This window comes from Nocardiopsis sp. CC223A (genome assembly GCF_030766825.1).
Taxonomy (GTDB): Bacteria; Actinomycetota; Actinomycetes; order Streptosporangiales; family Streptosporangiaceae; genus Nocardiopsis.
On record NZ_JASFDV010000019.1, the window covers coordinates 1 to 18,265 of the forward strand.

Here is an 18,265-nt window from a genome sequence, read left to right on the forward strand (position 1 = left end):
CGCCATGGAGCGCGGCGGCACCGCCGGCCGCGGCGGCCGGCCCCGCGCCGGAACACCGGGTCCGGGTGCCGAGTTCGCGGTGCTCGGCCGTGCCCGGCTCCAGGTCGTCCTGCTGCTCGCGGTGCTCGTCAACGGGGCGACGTTCTGCGTGTTCACCTACCTCGCCCCGCTGGTCACCGACACGGCGGGAGCGGCCCCGGCCGCGGTGCCGGTCGTGCTGGCGCTGTTCGGCGCCGGGGCCTTCGCCGGGGTGCGGGTGTCGGGACGCCTCGCGGACCGGCACTGGCGGCCGCTTCTCGTGTGGGGCGGGGTCGGTCTGCTCCTGGGCTGGGGGCTCCTCGCCGCCGCCGCGACCCACCCGGTCGCGGTGGTGGCGCTGACCCCGGTCCAGGGGGCGCTGTCGTTCGCGGTGGGGAGCACCCTGATAGCGCGGATCATGGCGCGTGCGACGGATGCGCCCACCATGGGCGGCTCGTTCGCGACGGTGGCCCTGAACCTGGGCGCGATCGCCGGGCCGGTGCTGGGCGGAGCGGCCTACGCCGCGGTCGGAGTCCGCGGGCCGGTCCTGGCGGCGGTGGTGTTGGTGCTCGCCGCTCTCGTGGTGGGCGGGGTCCGGGTCCTTGCCGTCACGCGGTCGGTGCCGGTGTCCGATGGTGTCCGTGACCGAGACCGGAGGGCCCGTCCGCGGGCCGGTCGTGGCGGCGGTGGCGGGGCCGACGGGCCGGAGTGGATTCGGGGGGAGCATGCCCCGGCGCCGGTGGAACACGACCCCCCGAATCCACGGTCCGTCCCCGCCTGCGCATCCCGCCACCCCGCCACCCCGGCCCGTGGACGGCCTCCGGCGCGGACCGCGGCGCCCCCGGGAATGTCGGGGGCGGGCGGTACAGTGCGGGGAACGCCCGCCGCCGAGTCCTTCGAGGGAGCCGTCCATGGCCGGGACCGTCCTCAGCAATCGCGCGCTGAACCGGGCCACACTCGACCGGCAGCTCCTCCTCGCCCGCACCGACCTGCCCGTCGCGGACGTGGTCACCCGCCTGGTCGGCCTCCAGGCACAGACCACCCACACCTGGTACCTGGGCCTGGAGAACCGTATCGAGGGCCTGGACCCCCACCGGGTCGGCCGCATGCTCACCGACGGGGAGCTGGTCCGCGTCACCCTCATGCGCGGCACCATCCACCTCGTCACCCCGCAGGACTGCCGTTTCCTGCGCCCCACCGTGCAGCCCGCCATCGACCGCGGGTTCTCCGGCAGCAGACACGGCCAGGCCACCCGCGGCATGGACCTCGACGCCATCGCCCGCGCCGGGTACGACCTCCTCCTCGCCCGCCCCATGACCCCGCGCGACCTGGCCGAAGTCCTGGCCGAGCGGTGGCCGCAGGTGAACGGCGAACACCTCGCGCAGGCGGTCAAGGACCGACTCCCCTTCGTGCAGATCCCCCCGCGCGGGGTGTGGGGCGCCGCCGGGGCGCCCGCGTTCGCGCCCGCCGACACCTGGACCGGGCTGGCCATGGACGCCGACCCCGACCCCGAGGGCCTGGTGCTGCGCTACCTCGCGGCGTTCGGTCCCGCCGGCGTCAAGGACATGCAGGCGTGGTCCTCGCTCACCCGGTTCAAACCGGTCTTCGACGGCCTGCGGGACCGCCTCGTCGAACTGCGGGCCGAGGACGGCACCGTCCTGTTCGACCTCCCCGACGCGCCCCGGCCCGGCGAGGACGTCGACGCCCCGGTCCGCTTCCTCTACGACTTCGACAACATCCTGCGCGGCCACGCCGACCGCAGCCGGGTGCTGCCGCACGAACACCGGCCCCGGCTGGCCTCCCGCAACGGCATGCCCCCGGGAACGGTCCTGGTGGACGGGTTCGTGAGCGCCTCCTGGAAGGTGGTGCGCACCCAGGGGTCGGCGCCCCACCTGGAGGTCGGCCTGTTCGGACCGATCTCCGCCGCGGACCGCGACGCGGTCGCCGCCGAGGGCGAGCGCACCCTGGCGTTCCTGGAACCCGAGGGGCGCGGAGTCCGGTTCGTCGAGCTCTGATCCGCGCCGGTTTCCCCGGTCCCGTCACCCGTCTGCTTTGCTCATGGGTGTCCTGATGTGGACGTATGCATCCGGACCACGGACAATACGGGGTGATATGGAAGGATTCTCGGGTGACTGAAGAGTTCCGTGCCGCGTTCCAACGTGTGCTCGACACCGCCGCTGAACAGGCGCCCGGGTTTCCCGCGGCCGTGCACGACGTCTTCCGGCTCTCCTCGCAGGTCCCGCAGGAGGAGCTGGCCGTCGCCATGCAGGCGCTGGCCCCCGTGCTGTCCGACTGTGAATCCGTGGCCGACATCGCCGCCGACCTCGCCGTGCTGGCCGGTGCGCTGGTGGAGGCCGGGGCGCCCGCCGGACAGGTGGGGCTGGAGGTGCTGCGCCAGCTCGGCAGTTACGGGCAGGCCGCGGCCGCGTTCATGCACGCCTGGGACAAGACCGGCGGCGGCGCTCCGCCGCACCCCAGCCAGGTGGGCGAGGCCGAGGAACAGCGGGTCGAGGAGGTCCTGGGCGAGAACGCGCCCCTGGCCACCGTCGGTTGGTGGACCTGCCTGCGCTACGGGCTCGCCGCCAAGGCCATGCTCGGCGACACCCAGGTGCGGGCGGCCGTGCGCGCCGACTCCGGCGCCCTGGAGGGGCTGAGCCAGATCGTGCACGCCCTCTCCACCCGGCTGCCCGAGTTCGCCGAGGTCGGCGAACTCCTGCGGATGGCCGAGGCGGACACCCTGCTGGTGCTGGACCGGGCCTCCTGGCGGGGGTTCCGGGTCCGGTTCGACGGCATCGGCGACAACTTCCAGCTGCACACGCTGCTGGCCGACGCGCTCATCGGCAAGGAGGGGCAGCGGCTGCCCGGCACCCGGCCCGACCCGCGGTGGACCGCCGCCTGTCTGGACGGCACCGCGGACCCGCTGGCGGACGTGGTGCGCGGTGAATGGGACCTGGTCGGCGGGGACGGGACCTGGGTCGGCAACGAGGCGTGCCCGGCCGACATCCCCTTCGTCGACGGGGAGCGGGTACTGGTGCTGGAACCGCAGACGCTCGCCCACTCGTGGCGGGCGGGGCGGCGCCACGCGCACATCCCGGGCAGCCTGACGATCGTCGAGGAACTGCACCCGGACGAGGCCACCGGGTGGTGGTCGCGGATGCACCCGGCCGGATCGGTGCGCCACCCGCTGGCGCCGGCCATCGAACACGGGGACACCGGCGCGCACCGGCCGCCCCGGCACTTCGGGGTGGCGGCGCACTTCGAGGAGGTCGACTCGGGTCCGCTGTCGTCGACGTTCCCGGCCCTGGAACCGGAGTCGGACGACCTGTTGGGCGGAGCCCCGCAGGAGGAGCCGCCGGACGGTCCGTGGGCGGAGGCGTACCCGCGGGAGGCGGTGGGGTGGGCGGACGAGCCCGCACCGCAGCCCGAGCAGCCGTCCGGGCAGCAGGCCGAGGCATGGCCGCTCGCCGAGCAGCACCCCGAGCAGCAGGCGGAGCCGTGGCCGCTCGCCGAGCAGGAGCCCGAGCCGTGGCCGGTCCCCGGGCGGCAACCCGAACCCCGGGGGTACGTCCCGCCCGACGACGGCCGCCCGCCGGGAGCGCACCTGATGCCGCCGCTGCCGCCGGGGGTGTCGGACAGCTGGGCGTGGGCGCCGCGCTGGAAGTGGCCGCCCCCGCCCGGGACCGTGTCCGGCCTGTGAGACCCCGCCGCCGAGGGCGGCACCCGGGCGCGCCGCGGCACGCCCGGCATCCCCCGACCCCCCGAAACCGGAGCCCCCATGACCGAATCCACCGAGACCACCACCCCGGAACCCGTCTCCGCCGAGCCCCCCACGGCCGAGGAGCCCGTAGCGGCGGGCGGTCCTGCCGGGGAGGACGGGGGTCCTGGGGCCGTTGCGGCCGCGGACACCGCCGATGGTGCGGAGGGCGCCGCCACCGGGCGGGGCGGCCCCTGGGGGGCTCGGACGGTGCTGGTGGCGGCCGCCGGGCTGGTGGTGGGCGGCACCGCCTACCTGGGGGTGGAGGTCGCCGACGCGTTCGCGCCCGCCGCCACGGCCGAGGTCACCGAGACCGAGCCCGAACAGGGCACAGGGGAACGGCGCACCACGTCGCTGCTCGCCGACCCCGAGGAGAGCGCCCCCCAGGAGACCGTTGCCGATTCCGCGGTCGGCGGTGACACGACGGCTCCCGCCCAGGGCCCCGTCGGCCCGCCGGCCGAGGGCACCGCGCCCGCCGGCGGCGGGGGCGACGGCACGTCCGACGGGGAGGACCCGCGCGAGCAGATCCTCGACGACATCCTCAACACCCCACAGGAACGCCCGCCCCTGGTCAACGACTGCGATCAGGCCTGCGTCGACGCCCACACGGCGCGCGAGGAGGAGGACGTCGAGCCCGTGGTCGTCGAGTTCCACCCCGAGGACTACGAGTTCCCCACCGCTCCCTGAGGGGGACGGGCCGGGTCGGTGGGACCCGGTCCGGTAGCCGTCGGCGGGCGAGCGCCCCCACCCCCGGAAGCACCCGGGCTCCGGGGCCGACCGCGCCCCTGCCGGCGTCGGCGGGCGGGCCGTGGGAGCGGACGGCGCCGCGTCGGCTGCGGACTCCGCTCCGGGGGAGTGCGCAGGTGGGCCCCGGGTTCCGCGGGCCGACCGGCGCGGGCGGCCGTGGTCGCCCACAGGGAGCACGGACCCGACTAGGCTGGCGTTCGGCAATCCGACACCCCGGCAGGCCGACCGCGCTGGGTGAGTCACGAGCACACTCAAGGAGATCCCGTCATGGGGCAGCGACACTTCGATCTGGTCGTTCTCGGCGCGGGCCCGGGCGGCTACGTCGCCGCGATCCGGGCCGCCCAGCTCGGCCTCAACACCGCCGTCATCGAGGAGAAGTACTGGGGCGGCGTCTGCCTCAACGTGGGCTGCATCCCCTCCAAGGCCCTGCTGCGCAACGCCGAACTGGCCCACCTCTTCACCAACGAGGCCGACCTCTTCGGCATCAAGGTCGACGGCAAGGTCGAGTTCGACTACGGCAAGGCGTTCAGCCGCAGCCGCGAGGTCGCGGACGGCCGCGTCAAGGGCGTCCACTTCCTCATGAAGAAGAACAAGATCACCGAGATCGACGGGCGCGGCACCTTCGTCGACGACCACACCATCGAGGTCGCGGGCGGCGACGGCTCCAGCGAGACCGTCACCTTCGACCACGCGGTGATCGCCGCCGGCTCCTCCACCAAGCTGCTGCCCGGCACGCAGCTGTCCGAGCGGGTCGTCACCTACGAGGAGCAGATCCTCGAATCCGAACTGCCCGGCAGCATCATCATCGCCGGCGCGGGCGCCATCGGCGTCGAGTTCGCCTACGTCCTGGCGAACTACGGCGTGGACGTCACCATCGTCGAGTTCCTCGACCGCATCGTTCCCCTGGAGGACGAGGAGGTCTCCAAGGAACTCGCCCGCGCCTACAAGAAGCTCGGCGTCAAGGTCCTGACCTCCACCCGGGTGGAGAGCGTCGAGGACACCGGGAGCAACGTCAAGGTCACCGTCACCACCACGGAGGGCGACCAGCAGGTCCTGGAGGCCGACAAGCTGCTCCAGGCCATCGGGTTCGCGCCCAACGTCGAGGGCTACGGCCTGGAGAAGACCGGCGTGGAGCTCACCGACCGGGGCGCCGTCGCCATCGACGGCCGGGGCCGCACCAATGTGCCGCACATCTTCGCGATCGGCGACGTCACCGCCAAGCTGATGCTGGCGCACACCGCCGAGGCCATGGGCATCGTCGCGGTGGAGACCATCGCCGGGGCCGAGACCCAGGAGATCGACTACAGGTTCATCCCGCGCGCCACCTACTGCCAGCCGCAGATCGCGAGCTTCGGCTACACCGAGAACGAGGCCCGCGAGGCCGGGTTCGACGTGCAGGTCGCGAAGTTCCCGTTCATGGCCAACGGCAAGGCGCACGGCATCGGCGACAGCCGCGGATTCGTCAAGGTCCTCTCCGACGCCAAGTACGGGGAGATCCTGGGCGCCCACATGATCGGCCCCGACGTCACGGAGCTGCTGCCGGAGCTGACCCTGGCCCAGCAGTGGGACCTGACCGTCCACGAGGTGTCGCGCAACATCCACGCCCACCCGACGCTGAGCGAGGCCGTCAAGGAGGCCGTGCACGGGCTGTCCGGGCACATGATCAACTTCTAGCGGTCTCCGGGGTCCGCCCCCGGGACAAGCGGAGCGAAGGGCGTCGAGGGCCGGTGGACCGGTCCCGGCGCCCTTCACCGTGTTCCCCGGGCGGACGGCGCCGGATGCCCATGGCCGCCGCCCGTCGTCCTGTTGTGCCGGACCGCGGCGGACTTGCTAAGTTTCCCTGTGTCCCCCGCCGGAACCGTCCCCTTTCGTCCGGCCCCCTTCCGAACATCGAGAGCCACCCATGCGACTGATCCCGTCCTCCCCCCTGTCGTGCCTGGGCACGGCCGTCGTCGCCGCCGTGATCGGCGGATTCGTCCTGGTCGGCTGTGACGTCGTCGAGTTCGACGAGTTCGACACGGACTTCGACCTCTTCTCCGGGGACGGGGAGGCGTCCCCGAGCCCGGAGGCGAGCGCGAGCCCGAGCCCGGAGGACGAGGAGGAGCAGGAGGAGGCCGCGCGGTACGCGCTGCCGGAGTCGTGTGCGGAGGCCGGGGCCGCGGAGGTCGTCGGGGACCTCGCCCCGGGGACCGTGCTGGCCGAGGAGCGCGGCGAGGTCGAGGGGTTCGCCGACGCCGAGCAGCTGACCTGCTCGTTCAGCGACGGCACCGGGACCCCGGGCGCGGCCACGTTCACGCTGGTGTTCACCTTCAACGTCGACCCGAGCCTGAGCCCCGACGTGGTGTCGGTGCCGGGCGCCGAGGAGGAGATGAACTGGGAGGTGGACATCGACGTGGACGTCGACACCTACCACACGGACGAGTCCGACGACCTGGGCGGCGACCTGGAGTACGTGGGCACGGTGGACGGCGGCACCCGGCACCTGTACCTGTCGCTGCCGGGCGAGCTGTACGTGACCGCGATCGCCTACGGCGAGGAGGTGCCGCGCGAGGATCTGGAGCGCGTGGTGATGCTGGCCGCGGAGCGGGTGCGCGGCTGACCCCGGCCGGGGCGTGGGGAACACGGGCGTCGGGGCCGCCGGCGGTGCCGGCGGCCTCCGCCGTGCCGGGCCCCGGTCACCGGACCCGGGTCCGCGTCGACGGCGGCACCCGCTCCCGATCCCCGGGGAGCGCCAAAGGGGCCGGGCCGCGGATGTTCCGCGGCACGGCCCCTTCGTCGCGTCCGGGTCCGGTCAGTGCTGGTCCAGGAGGCGGGCGCAGCGGATCAGACCCAGATGCGAGTACGCCTGCGGGTGGTTGCCCAACGCCCGCTCGCTCACCGGATCGAACTCCTCCGGCAACAGACCGGTCGGACCCGCGCAGTCCACCAGATGCGCGAACAGCTCCTCCGCCTCCGCCCGCCGCCCGGTCGCCAGATAGGCCTCGATCAACCACGCCGTGCACAGATGGAAGCCGCCCTCACCACCCGGCAGACCGTCGTCGCGGTGGTACCGGTACACCGTCGGCCCGCTGCGCAACTCGGCCTCGATCGCGGTCACCGTCGCCTGGAACCGCGCATCGGACGGATCGATCAGCCCCGACAGGCCGATGTGCAGCGAGGCCGCGTCCAGATCGGTGCCGTCGTAGGCGGTGGTGAACGCCTGCACCTCGGCGTTCCACCCCCGCTCCACGACCTCGGCGGCGATCCGGGCCCGCAACGGCCCCCACGCGGGATCGGGGGCACGCCCGTACGCGGCGGCCAGGGTCAGGGCCCGGTCCAGGGTGAGCCAGCACATCACCTTGGAGTAGACCCGGTGGCGGGGCTCGTCGCGTTCCTCCCAGATGCCGTGGTCGGGCTCGTGCCAGCGCCGGGCCACGGCGTGGGCCATCTCCCGGACCAGGTCCCAGTCGCGGTCGGCCAGGCGGCCGCGCGCCCGGGCCAGGTGGGCGATGAGCTCCACGACCGGCCCGAACACGTCGAGCTGGACCTGGTGGTCGGCGAGGTTGCCGACCCGCACCGGGCGGGACCCGGCGTACCCGGACAGGGACTCCACGACCTCCTCGGGGCCCAGGTCGGTGCCGCGCAGCGAGTACAGGGGCTTGAGGAGTTCGGGGCCGGGCAGGGCGGCCACCACGCGATGCACCCAGTCCAGGAACGCCTCGGCCTCGGCGGTGGAGCCCAGGTCGACCAGGGCCTGCACGGTCAGGGCGCCGTCGCGCAGCCAGCAGTACCGGTAGTCCCAGTTGCGGATGCCGCCGATCTCCTCGGGCAGGGAGGTGGTGGCGGCGGCCATCACACCGCCGGTGGGGGTGCACAGCCCGCGCAGGGTCAGCGCGGAGCGGGCCACCAGCCGCCGCTCGGTCTCGGGCAGGGCCAGAGCGTTGAGCCAGTCGGCCCACTCGGCCTCGCCGGTGCGGCGCCGTTCGGCCTCGGGGCGCTCGGCCCCGGCCAGGGAGTCGGTGCCGCAGCGCAGCTCCAGCACCACGGGGTGTTCGGAGGTGGGCTGCACGGTGGCGTAGGCGATGTCGTCGACGCCGTCGTGGTCGATGCGCCAGGACACCCCGGGCGCGTGCAGGGCGAGGGGGAACGCGGCGCCCTCCACGATCAGCCCGTCGTCCTTGGCGGTGATGCGCACCGGGGCGCGGCCGAAGTCGGGGCGGGGGGCGAACTCCACCACGGCCGGGGTGGTGCCGGTGATGACCCGGACCAGGTCGGTGCGGCCCGGGGCGGTGTCGGCGGCCAGGTAGTCGATGACCTCCAGCCGGGAGAACCGGGTGCGCACCGTCATGGTGCCCGGCTCGTAGCGCTGGCCCAGGGGCAGGCCCCGGTGGGCGGGGGCGATCGCGAACACCCCCGCCGAGCGGCCGCCCAGCAGCTCGGCGAACAGGGCCGGGGAGTCGGGTTCGGGGTGGCACAGCCACAGCAGGCGGGCGTCGGGGCCCACCAGGGCCACCGAGGCCCGGTCGGACAGCAGCGACATGCGCTCGATCGGGGTGGGGCGCTCGCCGAACACCCAGGAGCGGCGTTCGGCGGCCAGCAGCGCCAGCAGGTGGGCGGCGGCCGGGGTGTCGGCGACCCGGTGGGCGGCCACCGAGGGCGCGTCCGCGTCCCCGACCCGGATGCCGGCGTCGGCGCCGGACAGGTGCAGGAACACCGGTTCCTCGCCGTCGCCGCCGCCCATGTACAGCACGGCGGTGGCGTCGGTCCGGTCGCGCAGGACCTCCAGGGCCTCGGCCTTGCCGTGCGCGGAGGGGTCCGCGGCCAGGTCGGTGTCGAACTCGGTGCCGTGCGCGCCGACCAGGCGGACCTCGCCGGGCAGGCGGGACAGGGCGGCCAGGTCGCGCAGGGGGCGGGCGGAGATGACCGCGCACACGGTGCCGGGGAGTTCGGCCAGCTCGCGCAGGGCGCGGACGGCTTCGGGCAGGGGGCGGCGGTCGGGGCGGTGGTCGGTGTCCAGGGGGGCCAGGGCGCCGTCGTAGTCGCAGGCGACCAGCAGCCGGGGGGTACGGGCCAGCGCCGACACCCGACGGCGCACATCGATGGACAAGGGGTCGGGGGTCGCTCCGGTGGGCTCTTCCGGCATGCCCGGGGTCGCGTTCACCGTCTGGGTGAGCGTCACTGTGCCTCCTCCGCTGGTCCACGCAACGACCTGGGAAAAATGGGTGATCTGTAGGACTCCGCACGCATACGCCGGGTTCACACGGAACTGGTGTGGAAAACGTAGAACCCGGGGCTTGTGGCGCGGGTGGGGCTTCAGGGGACTTGAAACAGATCTCAGGAACTTTTAACGCGGATGTGGATGAAAGGGATCGCGCGCAGCGTCAAGATCCGGTCCTCCGGAAGTCAACGCGAGACTACCTGCGGTCTGTTGCCCCTGAGGCCCGTGATGGACGTGATGCAGATCACTCTGAGAATGTTTCGGGTGGATGGCGAGGGTGTGTCCGGGATGGAGGGAAGTCGCCGGGTGCTGCAAATGTGGAGAAAGATCGCAAAGCCGACATGACCGGGACTCGCCCTCTTCTCGGCGGAGTGGGCGATGTGCCGTGTGCCACCGGCCGATCGGGATTTTTCAGCAGCGTCGACCCGCGGGAACGGTGGGGGCCGGGCCCCGTCACCGCCGGACCGCGCGTGCGGACCAACGGGACTCGGGAGGTCGGTGGACCGTGGCAGGGGACGCCGGGGCGGTTCCCAGAAATGGAAGCCGTCCTGCCGGCGATGGTGTCCCGCCGAGTGGTGTAACTTTTCCGGCCCTGTGCTCACGGATGAGTGCCGCCTGCGCACGCCGGGCCGGTGCCCCGCCGCCCTCGGCGGCTCTGCCATCCCGGTCAGCGGGCCGCCGTTACCCGGTGGCCGCTCGGTGCCAGCCAACTATCACGATGACCTGAAAGAACGCACCCGCGCGAAAGTTACACCACTCCAGGGGACTTGACCCTGCCGGCCCACGCACCTGCGGGCCGGTGGTCGGGCACCGCCGCCGAAGACGGCCGGGGATCGGCCCGCCCGGGAGGCGGTACGGGTTCCGGGCGGGGACGGCGGCCGCGTCACCGCGTCCGTGTGAACGGCGCAGCGCGCCCGGGCGTCCTCACCGGGAGCGGGGCCATCGCCCGCATCGAGGGGTGAACCCCTTCTACTGGAACGAAGAAGAACGAATATGACCGAGGCCCGACACATCCCCGGGTTGGACGGCTTGGACGAGGTGCCGTGGGACGGCCTGGAGGACGTCTACGGCAGTGCCGAAAGCGTGCCGGACCTGTTGGCCACCGCCTTCACCGGCGACGAGCGCGAAGCCCACCGGGCGCTCCTCGACCTGGACACGAACGTCTACCACCAGGGCGGTCAGATCTGCTCGGCGGCGCCCGCGCTGCTGCCGTTCCTGCTGCGACTGGCGGCCGCGGCCGACCGGCCCGTGGCGGTGCGCTCCCACGCACTGGAACTGGTGGCGCAGTTGGGGTCGAGCGGGTGGTGTGCGCGGCCGCGCTTCGTGGATCCCGGCTGGCCGTCCGCCTGGCAGGCCGTGCTCCCGGAGGTCGTCGCCCTTCTGGACGATGCCGAGGCCTCGGTGCGCGCCTCGGCCGCGGCGGTGCTGTCCTGGGCGGTGGCCCTGGCCGACGAGATGCTCCCCGTGCTCCGGCGCCGCTGGGAGACCGAGCCCGATGAGGTGACCCGGTTGAGTCTGGTGGAGGCCGCCGCCGCCCTCACGGACCGGCATCCGGAGGCGAAGGCGCGGGTCGCGTTCGGCCAGGGCGACGTGCGGTGGCTGCTGGACCTGCGCGACCGGGGCGATGTGGACACGCGGATGACCATCGGCTTCCGCAGCCCGCTGCTCCTGCCGGACGACCCCGCGGGCCTGGCCGTGGCCGCGGTCGACGGTGACGTGCCCCGGCCGCCGTGGCTGCGTTCGATGTACGGCGATCACATCGATGACGAGCGTGCGCTGACCGGAGCGCTGGGACACCGCGTCGCCGGCGCCCTGGCGGACCGCCCCGACGCCCGCGCGGATCTGGCCCGCCGGTTGCTGGGATCCCGACGGGCCGGGGCCCGGGTGGGCGCGGTGGAACTCATCGCCGGGCTGGTCGGTGAGTTCCGGGGCGCCGAGGAGGAATGGGCCGACACCCTCGGGCCGCTGTTGGCGGAGCCCTGGTCGAGGCGGCGGACGCGGGCGGCCCAGATCCTCTCGGTGGCCGGGGAGGCCGCGGCGCCGTGGGCGGACGCCCTGGCCGAGCGCGCCGCCCGGGTGGAGGACACCGCGGAGCGCCGCCTGCCCGGCAAGGAGCGGGCGGCCGCGCTGTTCGCGCTGGCCCGGCTCCGCGATCCGCGGGTGGTCCCGCTGCTGCTGAAGCGCGCCGACCAACCGTGCTTCGGGCTCTCCGACACGCGGAGCTACGGCGCCGGGTGGCTCTTCTCCCCGGCGCTGCCCGATGTGCTGGGCCTGCTCGCGGCCGAGGCCGAGCCGTTCCTGCCCGCGTTGACCGAACTGCTGCGCGGGCCGAAGGACGGCATGCTCTCCGCCCTGGCCACGGCCAAGGAATGGGGCCCGGCGGCGGCTCCGCTCGCGGAGGAGGTGGCCGCCCTGCTGGAGGAATCGGACCACCCCTCTCGGGAGTCGGCGGTGCTCGCCGAGATGGGTCCTGCGGCGGCCCGGCACGCCCCGCTGGTGCGGCGGTTCGCGGGACCCGAGAGCGACGGCTCGGCCGCGTTGGCGTTCTGGCGCCTCACCGGGGATGCGGAAGGCGCCCTGGAACTGCTGGAGGAGGTCGGCCCCCGACGGTGGACCCCGTTCTGGACCCTGTTGGCCGAGGTCGGGCCGGCCGCCGCGGGCCACATCGACGCGGTGCGCGGGGAATCGGAGAAGGGGAACCCTCCGGCCGTCCTGGCGTACTGGCGGCTGACAGGGGACGCGGACGCGGCCCTGTCGGCCCTCCTCGACGGCGGGTACGCACCGCTGGGCGGCGGGGCGCACTCGTGGACCGGACCGGCGGCGGTCCGGGTGACGGAGGAGATGGGCGCGGCGGCCGCGCCCGCACTGCCGAGGCTGCGGGAGCTGCGGGCCGACCCCCGGCGGCCGGGTGCGAACACGTCCGGCTGGCGCGACGTGGTCCGGGACCGGGAACTGCTGGCGCTGCTCGACAGGGCGATCGCGCGGATCGGAACAGGGTGACACCGAACCGTTGAAAGGGTCTGCCGTGGGGGCGGGGAAGCGGTTCGGCGGGGGCGGGACCGATTGATCGGACCTGCCCTGCTCGAACCACGCTATCGCTGCCTCGCGTTGGGAGGGGGTGAGCGAGCTGTTCGCTTTCATGGGACTGCTCCCTGGTCGATGGAACTGGATTTCCAGTCCAACTTCCAGGGAGCAGTTCACGAGGACGGGCCCCGGAGGTCACGGGGTCTTGTCGGGCTTGCGCAGGTGGTGCACGAACGCGGGCGGGATGTTGGCGATCACCCTGTCGGACCGGACGCCGTACCGGTCGATCCAGTCCTGCACCACCCAGCTGGTGCGCGCCTGGCGCAGGTAGTCCTCGCGCCGGGCGATGACCGCCTTCACCTCCTTCGTGTACAGGTAGCCGTAGAAGGACAGGTGACCGCCCGGGCGCAGCACCTCGAAGTAGTACTCCAGGATCTCCCGGACGGAGTCGGCGGTGAAGTTCGCGAACGGCAGCCCCGACAGGATCACGTCGTAGGTGCGGTCGGTGCCCATGTCGCCGACCAGCTTGGCGTGCACCTGCGCCTGCGGGGCGATCGGCGACAGCGCCGGGTCGGTCTCCAGCAGGTGTTCGAGGTGGGCGGCGAACTCGGGGTTGGCCTCCACCAGGTCGGCGGTGTCCCCCGGGCGCATGGCGGCGGCGATCCCGCGGGTGATCGCCCCCGTCCCCGCACCCACCTCCATGATCCGCAGCGGCTCGTCGGGTACCGGGCGGACACGGACGTGTTCGGCCATCGCACGGGCCAGCGCGGGGCTGCTGGGCAGGATGGAGCCGGTGGCATGGAACGTCCGCAGCGCCTGGGTGAAGAACAGCCTGGTGTCACGCAGGCGCTCGTCGAGGGCGGCGAGGGGTCCGGCGGTGCTCTTTGTCTCGGACATATCCGAACGCTAACCCCTGGCGGCCCCCGATGGGAGGCACCGGTGATTCCGCGCCGTGAATTGCCGGTGTGGACCATCCCACGGCCCGCCCGGGAACCCCGGCCCCTCCCCCGCGCGGACCGTGGTGGCTAGGCTGGCCCCATGAGCGAAGCGGACGAGGGCACCGGCACCGGACACCCGCGTACCGCGCTGGTCACCGGCGCCTCCTCCGGTATCGGCGAGGAGTACGCGCGCCGCCTGGCCCAGCGCGGCTACGGCCTGGTGCTGGTGGCCCGGCGCAGGGAACTGCTGGAGTCGCTGGCCGAGGAGATCCGCGACCTCTACGGCACCTCCGTCGAGGTCCTCCCCGCCGACCTCGGCTCGCGTGCCGGGGTGGACGCGGTCATCGGGCGCCTCACCGCCGACGGCACCGGGGAGCACCCCGCCGTCGACCTGCTCGTCAACAACGCCGGGCGCGGCGACGGCGGCGTGTTCACCGAGCAGGAGCCCGCCGACATCGACGCCATGCTCGACCTCAACGTGCGGGCCGTCCTGCAACTGACCCGGGCCGTGCTGCCGGTGCAGATCGCCCGCCGCGAGGCCGGGGAGAAGGCGAGGCTCGGCGTCGTCACCGTGTCCTCACTGGCCGGGGAACCCGCCGTGAACCCCGGCGGTTCGGTGTACGGGGCGGGCAAGAAGTTCCTCACCCTGTGGAGCGAGAGCGTGTCCGCCGAGGTGCGGGGCAGGGGCGTGTCCGTCACCGTGGTGCTGCCCGGGTTCGTGCGCACCGACATGACCCGGGGCGTGCAGGAGAAGGGGCTGCCCGAGTTCGCGTTCGTGCCCAAGGAGCACATCGTCCGCGACTCGCTGCGGGCCTGGGCCGCCGGGCGCTCCCACGTGGTCCCCGGCGCCCAGTACAAGACCGCCGACGGTCTGCTCAAGGTCCTGCCGCGCTCCCTGGTGCGGCTGGTGGCCCGCCGCATGGTGTGACGTACTCCGTGACCGCATGGTGAGACGTCCGACCCCGCGTGCCGCGGATGGTCACCGCACCGCCTAGGCTTGTCAGTGCACTGTCGGTCGAGGAAAGACACCATGAAGACCTTCGAAGAGCTGTTCGCCGAGCTGTCCGAGAAGGCGCGCACCCGACCCGAGGGGTCCGGGACCGTCGCCCAGCTCGACGCCGGCGTCCATGCCATCGGCAAGAAGGTCGTCGAGGAGGCCGCCGAGGTCTGGATGGCCGCCGAGTACGAATCGGACGAGCAGGCCGCCGAAGAGATCTCGCAGCTCCTCTACCACCTCCAGGTCCTGATGCTGGCCCGCGGCCTGCGGCTGGAAGACGTCTACAAGCATCTGTAGGTCGGCGCGCCCCGACCACGGCGCGTACGGCCAATAGACGTCTTGGACCACGCAGAGCCGACACGAAAGCCAGACACATGCCCGACATGCTGAGAATCGCCGTGCCCAACAAGGGCCAGCTGTCCGAGCCCGCCGTCGAGATGCTGCGCGAGGCCGGCTACCGGCAGCGCAAGAGCAGCCGCGACCTGGTGATGGTCGATCCCGACAACGAGACCGAGTTCTTCTTCCTGCGCCCCAAGGACATCGCCGTGTACGTCGGCGAGGGCATCCTCCAGGCCGGGATCACCGGCCGCGACATGCTGCTGGACTCCGGGGCCCCCGTGGACGAGGTGCTGCCGCTGGGGTTCGGCGGTTCCACGTTCCGGTTCGCCGCGCCCAACGGCGCGAACATGAGCGTCGCCGACCTCGACGGCAAGCGCATCGCCACGTCGTTCGACGGGCTGCTCCGCTCCTACCTGGAGAAGGAGGGCGTCGACGCGCGCGTCATCCACCTGGACGGGGCGGTGGAGAGCTCCGTCCAGCTGGGGGTGGCCGACGCCGTCGCCGACGTGGTGTCGACCGGCACCACGCTGCGCCAGGCCGGGCTGGAGACGTTCGGGGAGCCGATCCTGGTGTCGGAGGCGGTGGTGATCCGCCCCGTGAACGCCGAGCCCGACGCCAAGTTCGACACCCTGCTGCGGCGGCTGCGCGGTGTCCTGGTCGCCCGCGACTACGTGATGATGGACTACGACGTGCACGCCGAACGCCTGGAGGCGGCGGTGGCGCTGACCCCCGGCATGGAGGGCCCGACGGTGTCCCCCCTGCACCGGGAGGGCTGGGTGGCGGTGCGGTCGATGGTGCCGCGCCGGGACGCCCAGCGGATCATGGACGACCTGTGGCAGCTGGGCGCCCGGGCGATCCTGGTGACGGACATCTACGCCTGCCGCCTGTAGGGCGAATTCCGCGGATGAGGTATCCGATCGCGCGGTGGGCGGTCGCGCCCGCGGCCTGCCGGGTGCGTTCCGCGGATGGTGTGTCCGCTCGGGTGCCGGGTGGCGGTCACGGAACACGCCTTGGGGCGACGGATGACCGAGGGGCTCGCGGGGAACCGCGAGCCCCTTCGTGCGTCCGGCCGTGAGTCCCGGTTCCGGGTCGGGTCGGGTTTTCGGCCGTCCGCCACCGGGCCGACCGGTGCGAGCGGTGCGGCTCAGGCCGGGACGACGGTGATGGTGTACTCCGTGCCCTCCCCGTGGTCCGGGATGGCGACGGACAGCACGCGGCGCTCCTCGTCCCATTCGGAGGTCCAGCCGTCCGGGGCGTCCACGGTGAGCTCGTGGTCGGGGAAGGCGTGTTCCGGGAGGTGGATCTCGGTGGGCCCCGACACGCCCTCGCGTTCGGTGAACCGGACGCGGAACTCGGCGGAGCCGGCGTCGTAGGAGACCTCCACCGGCCGTCCCGCCACCGCCCGCGGGTAGGCGCGGGACATGACCTCCACCAGCGGCCCCGGGGTGAGGTCGGTGTCCGCCCACGGCCCCCAGCCGTCGTGGTCGTTGGACCAGTAGGCGCGGCCGGCGGCCATCGACTCGGTCTCCTCCAGCATGCGGCGCACGTAGGCGTCCGCGCCCGGGCCCGACATGTCCAGGCCGAACTCGCCCAGCACGATCGGCGCCTCCAGGCGTTCGGCGGTGACGCGGACGCTGTCGGACCACAGGTCGATGCTGTTGTCCACGGTCGCGCGGGAGTCGCCCTCGTAGGGCTGTCCGAGGTCCATGGGCAGCGGGTAGGCGTGCGGGGCGTAGACGATGCGGGGCTCGCCCCCGCGCGGGTCCTCCAGGTGGGGGAGCGCGGACGGGAAGCCCCAGTTGACGCCCACGGCCTGGCCCTCGACGAAGATCCAGGCGTCCTGGTCGGCCTCGCGGATGCGCTCCAGGCACCGCCGGTACAGCTCGGCCAGGGGGCCGGACTCGAAGTCCGGGCCCTGGAGGCTGCCGCCGAACGGTTCGTTCATCAGGTCGTAGCCCAGGACCGCGGGCTCGTCGGCGAAGCGGGCGGCCACGCGGTTCCAGGCGGCGGCGTAGTCGTCCATGAGGGCCGGGTGGTCGCCGGTGGTGTTCCAGAAGTGGTCGAAGGAGCGCATGACGCCCGGCTCCAGGTAGACCAGCTCCCACATGTCCTGCGACTCCACCGGCAGGCCGTCGTTGTGGGTGGCCCACCGCGGGGCGCCGTTGCCGGAGTGCTCCCGGGGGCTGGTGTAGCGGCCGTACAGGTCCTGGTGCATGTCGAGGAGGACGTGGTAGCCGCGTTCGGCGTACCAGTCGACGCGTTCGGCGACGGCGTCGAGGTAGTCCTCGTCGTAGGCGCCGCGTTCGGGCTCCAGGGCCTGCCACTGGATGAGGAGGCGGACGAAGTTGGTGCCCATGAGGTCGTACTCGGTCTGGACGGCGTCCTCGGTGATCCAGGGGAGGCGGTCCGGGTCGGACTTGGCCGAGCCGGAGGTGTTGAAGCCGTGCAGGAACAGGGCGCGGCCCTGATCGTCGGTGATGTAGCGGGTGGGGCCGGGGGTGTGCCGGGTGGCCGCGGCGAGCAGGCCGGGGAGCAGGAGCAGGACGGCGAGGACCGCCGGAAGACGTTTCAAGTCGCGTCCTTCGGGGGGTGGGGGAAGGAGACGTGCGTCACTATCCTGCAAAACGTGAATCTTATTCGCAATATCCCGGCGGTCACGTCCGCCGTCGCGCTGCTGCCGTGCCTGCTGTTCGGCTCCACCGGATTCCTCGCCTGGTCGGGCGCGCGGAGCGCCTGGCTGCTGCTGCCCGGCGCCCTGGGGGCGCCGTTCGCCGTGCCCCGGCTGCGGTTCACGCCGTTGGGCGAACAGCCGTGGTCGGTGTTCGCCACCGAGCTGGCCGGGGTGGCCGTGCTCGTCGCCGTCGTGTGGTGGGCGACCGCGCGGTCCGTGGCGCGCCGCCCCGGCGCCTCCGCCGGGCGGGTGTTCCTGGCCGGGTGGGGCGCGTTCGTCCTCGGGACCGCGGCCGCCGGGGTGCCGCGCTCCCTGGTGCCCGCCTGGGAGATGGGGCTGGGTCCCGTCGGGTGGTACGCGATGCTCGCGGGCGGGCTGGTCACCGGGCTGCTGTGGGGTTCGACACTGGGCTGGATCTGCGGATTCGCACGGCTGGCGGTCCGGCCGCGGGTGGCGGCGACGGCCTGAAGGCCCCAGGGGGACGGGGTTTCGGACACACCCGAACTCGTCGTTCGCCGGTTCGATGGTGTTTACGTACCGTTCGCCCTTGGTGATCACCCGTGGCCGAAGGTGGTCGTTT

At 73.3% G+C, this 18,265-nt stretch carries 14 protein-coding genes and 1 pseudogene; 11 read left to right on the plus strand and 4 right to left on the minus strand.

The features are described 5' to 3' along the window. A partial coding sequence (locus tag QJS33_RS10085; protein ID WP_306367632.1) for a hypothetical protein occupies positions 1 to 283 on the minus strand: 283 nt, incomplete at its 3' end. Between QJS33_RS10085 and QJS33_RS10090 the strand changes: the two are divergent. The 6 genes and pseudogenes from QJS33_RS10090 to QJS33_RS10115 form a co-directional block, all read left to right on the plus strand. Next, positions 170 to 613: pseudogene (locus QJS33_RS10090) on the plus strand (MFS transporter); the annotation flags it as partial. The gene QJS33_RS10085 and the pseudogene QJS33_RS10090 sit on opposite strands and share 114 nt — an antisense overlap. Before the next feature lie 316 nt (positions 614 to 929). Continuing rightward, positions 930 to 2,033, plus strand: coding sequence for a winged helix DNA-binding domain-containing protein (locus QJS33_RS10095; RefSeq protein ID WP_306367633.1), 1,104 nt, complete (start codon positions 930 to 932; stop codon positions 2,031 to 2,033). Positions 2,034 to 2,146: 113 nt separating this feature from the next. Further along, the gene (locus QJS33_RS10100; RefSeq protein WP_306367634.1) at positions 2,147 to 3,715 is read left to right on the plus strand and encodes a hypothetical protein; all 1,569 of its coding nucleotides are present in this window, start codon (positions 2,147 to 2,149) and stop codon (positions 3,713 to 3,715) included. A gap of 78 nt (positions 3,716 to 3,793) precedes the next feature. After that, entirely contained in the window at positions 3,794 to 4,459 is a 666-nt protein-coding gene (locus QJS33_RS10105; RefSeq protein ID WP_306367635.1) for a hypothetical protein, read from the plus strand. Between the two features lie 327 nt (positions 4,460 to 4,786). Next, complete coding sequence (gene lpdA, locus QJS33_RS10110) at positions 4,787 to 6,193, plus strand: dihydrolipoyl dehydrogenase (protein ID WP_306367636.1); 1,407 nt, start codon at positions 4,787 to 4,789, stop codon at positions 6,191 to 6,193. A gap of 229 nt (positions 6,194 to 6,422) precedes the next feature. Further along, on the plus strand, positions 6,423 to 7,118 hold the full coding sequence (locus tag QJS33_RS10115; RefSeq protein ID WP_306367637.1) for a hypothetical protein: 696 nt from the start codon (positions 6,423 to 6,425) through the stop codon (positions 7,116 to 7,118). A gap of 192 nt (positions 7,119 to 7,310) precedes the next feature. Here QJS33_RS10115 and QJS33_RS10120 read toward each other — a convergent pair whose 3' ends face one another. Further along, positions 7,311 to 9,677 (minus strand): trehalase-like domain-containing protein, encoded by a 2,367-nt coding sequence (locus QJS33_RS10120; RefSeq protein WP_306367638.1) that lies wholly within the window; start codon positions 9,675 to 9,677, stop codon positions 7,311 to 7,313. 1,032 nt (positions 9,678 to 10,709) lie between these two features. Between QJS33_RS10120 and QJS33_RS10125 the strand changes: the two genes are divergently transcribed. Further along, positions 10,710 to 12,716 (plus strand): hypothetical protein, encoded by a 2,007-nt coding sequence (locus QJS33_RS10125; protein ID WP_306367639.1) that lies wholly within the window; start codon positions 10,710 to 10,712, stop codon positions 12,714 to 12,716. A 219-nt stretch (positions 12,717 to 12,935) separates the two neighbouring features. Here QJS33_RS10125 and QJS33_RS10130 read toward each other — a convergent pair whose 3' ends face one another. Beyond that, positions 12,936 to 13,637: a class I SAM-dependent methyltransferase gene (locus QJS33_RS10130; protein ID WP_306367640.1), complete on the minus strand. Its 702-nt coding sequence runs from the start codon at positions 13,635 to 13,637 to the stop codon at positions 12,936 to 12,938. 141 nt (positions 13,638 to 13,778) lie between these two features. Between QJS33_RS10130 and QJS33_RS10135 the strand changes: the two genes are divergently transcribed. The 3 genes from QJS33_RS10135 (at position 13,779) to hisG (ending at position 15,904) form a co-directional block, all read left to right on the plus strand. Further along, positions 13,779 to 14,606 (plus strand): SDR family oxidoreductase, encoded by an 828-nt coding sequence (locus QJS33_RS10135; protein ID WP_306367641.1) that lies wholly within the window; start codon positions 13,779 to 13,781, stop codon positions 14,604 to 14,606. A gap of 102 nt (positions 14,607 to 14,708) precedes the next feature. Further along, on the plus strand, positions 14,709 to 14,972 hold the full coding sequence (locus QJS33_RS10140) for a phosphoribosyl-ATP diphosphatase (RefSeq protein ID WP_306367642.1): 264 nt from the start codon (positions 14,709 to 14,711) through the stop codon (positions 14,970 to 14,972). Positions 14,973 to 15,049: 77 nt separating this feature from the next. After that, complete coding sequence (gene hisG / locus QJS33_RS10145; protein WP_306367643.1) at positions 15,050 to 15,904, plus strand: ATP phosphoribosyltransferase; 855 nt, start codon at positions 15,050 to 15,052, stop codon at positions 15,902 to 15,904. A 254-nt stretch (positions 15,905 to 16,158) separates the two neighbouring features. Here hisG and QJS33_RS10150 read toward each other — a convergent pair whose 3' ends face one another. Further along, complete coding sequence (locus tag QJS33_RS10150) at positions 16,159 to 17,586, minus strand: cellulase family glycosylhydrolase (RefSeq protein WP_306367644.1); 1,428 nt, start codon at positions 17,584 to 17,586, stop codon at positions 16,159 to 16,161. Between the two features lie 54 nt (positions 17,587 to 17,640). Between QJS33_RS10150 and QJS33_RS10155 the strand changes: the two genes are divergently transcribed. Beyond that, positions 17,641 to 18,153, plus strand: a complete 513-nt coding sequence (locus tag QJS33_RS10155) for a hypothetical protein (protein ID WP_306367645.1) — start codon at positions 17,641 to 17,643, stop codon at positions 18,151 to 18,153. Positions 18,154 to 18,265 lie beyond the last annotated feature (112 nt).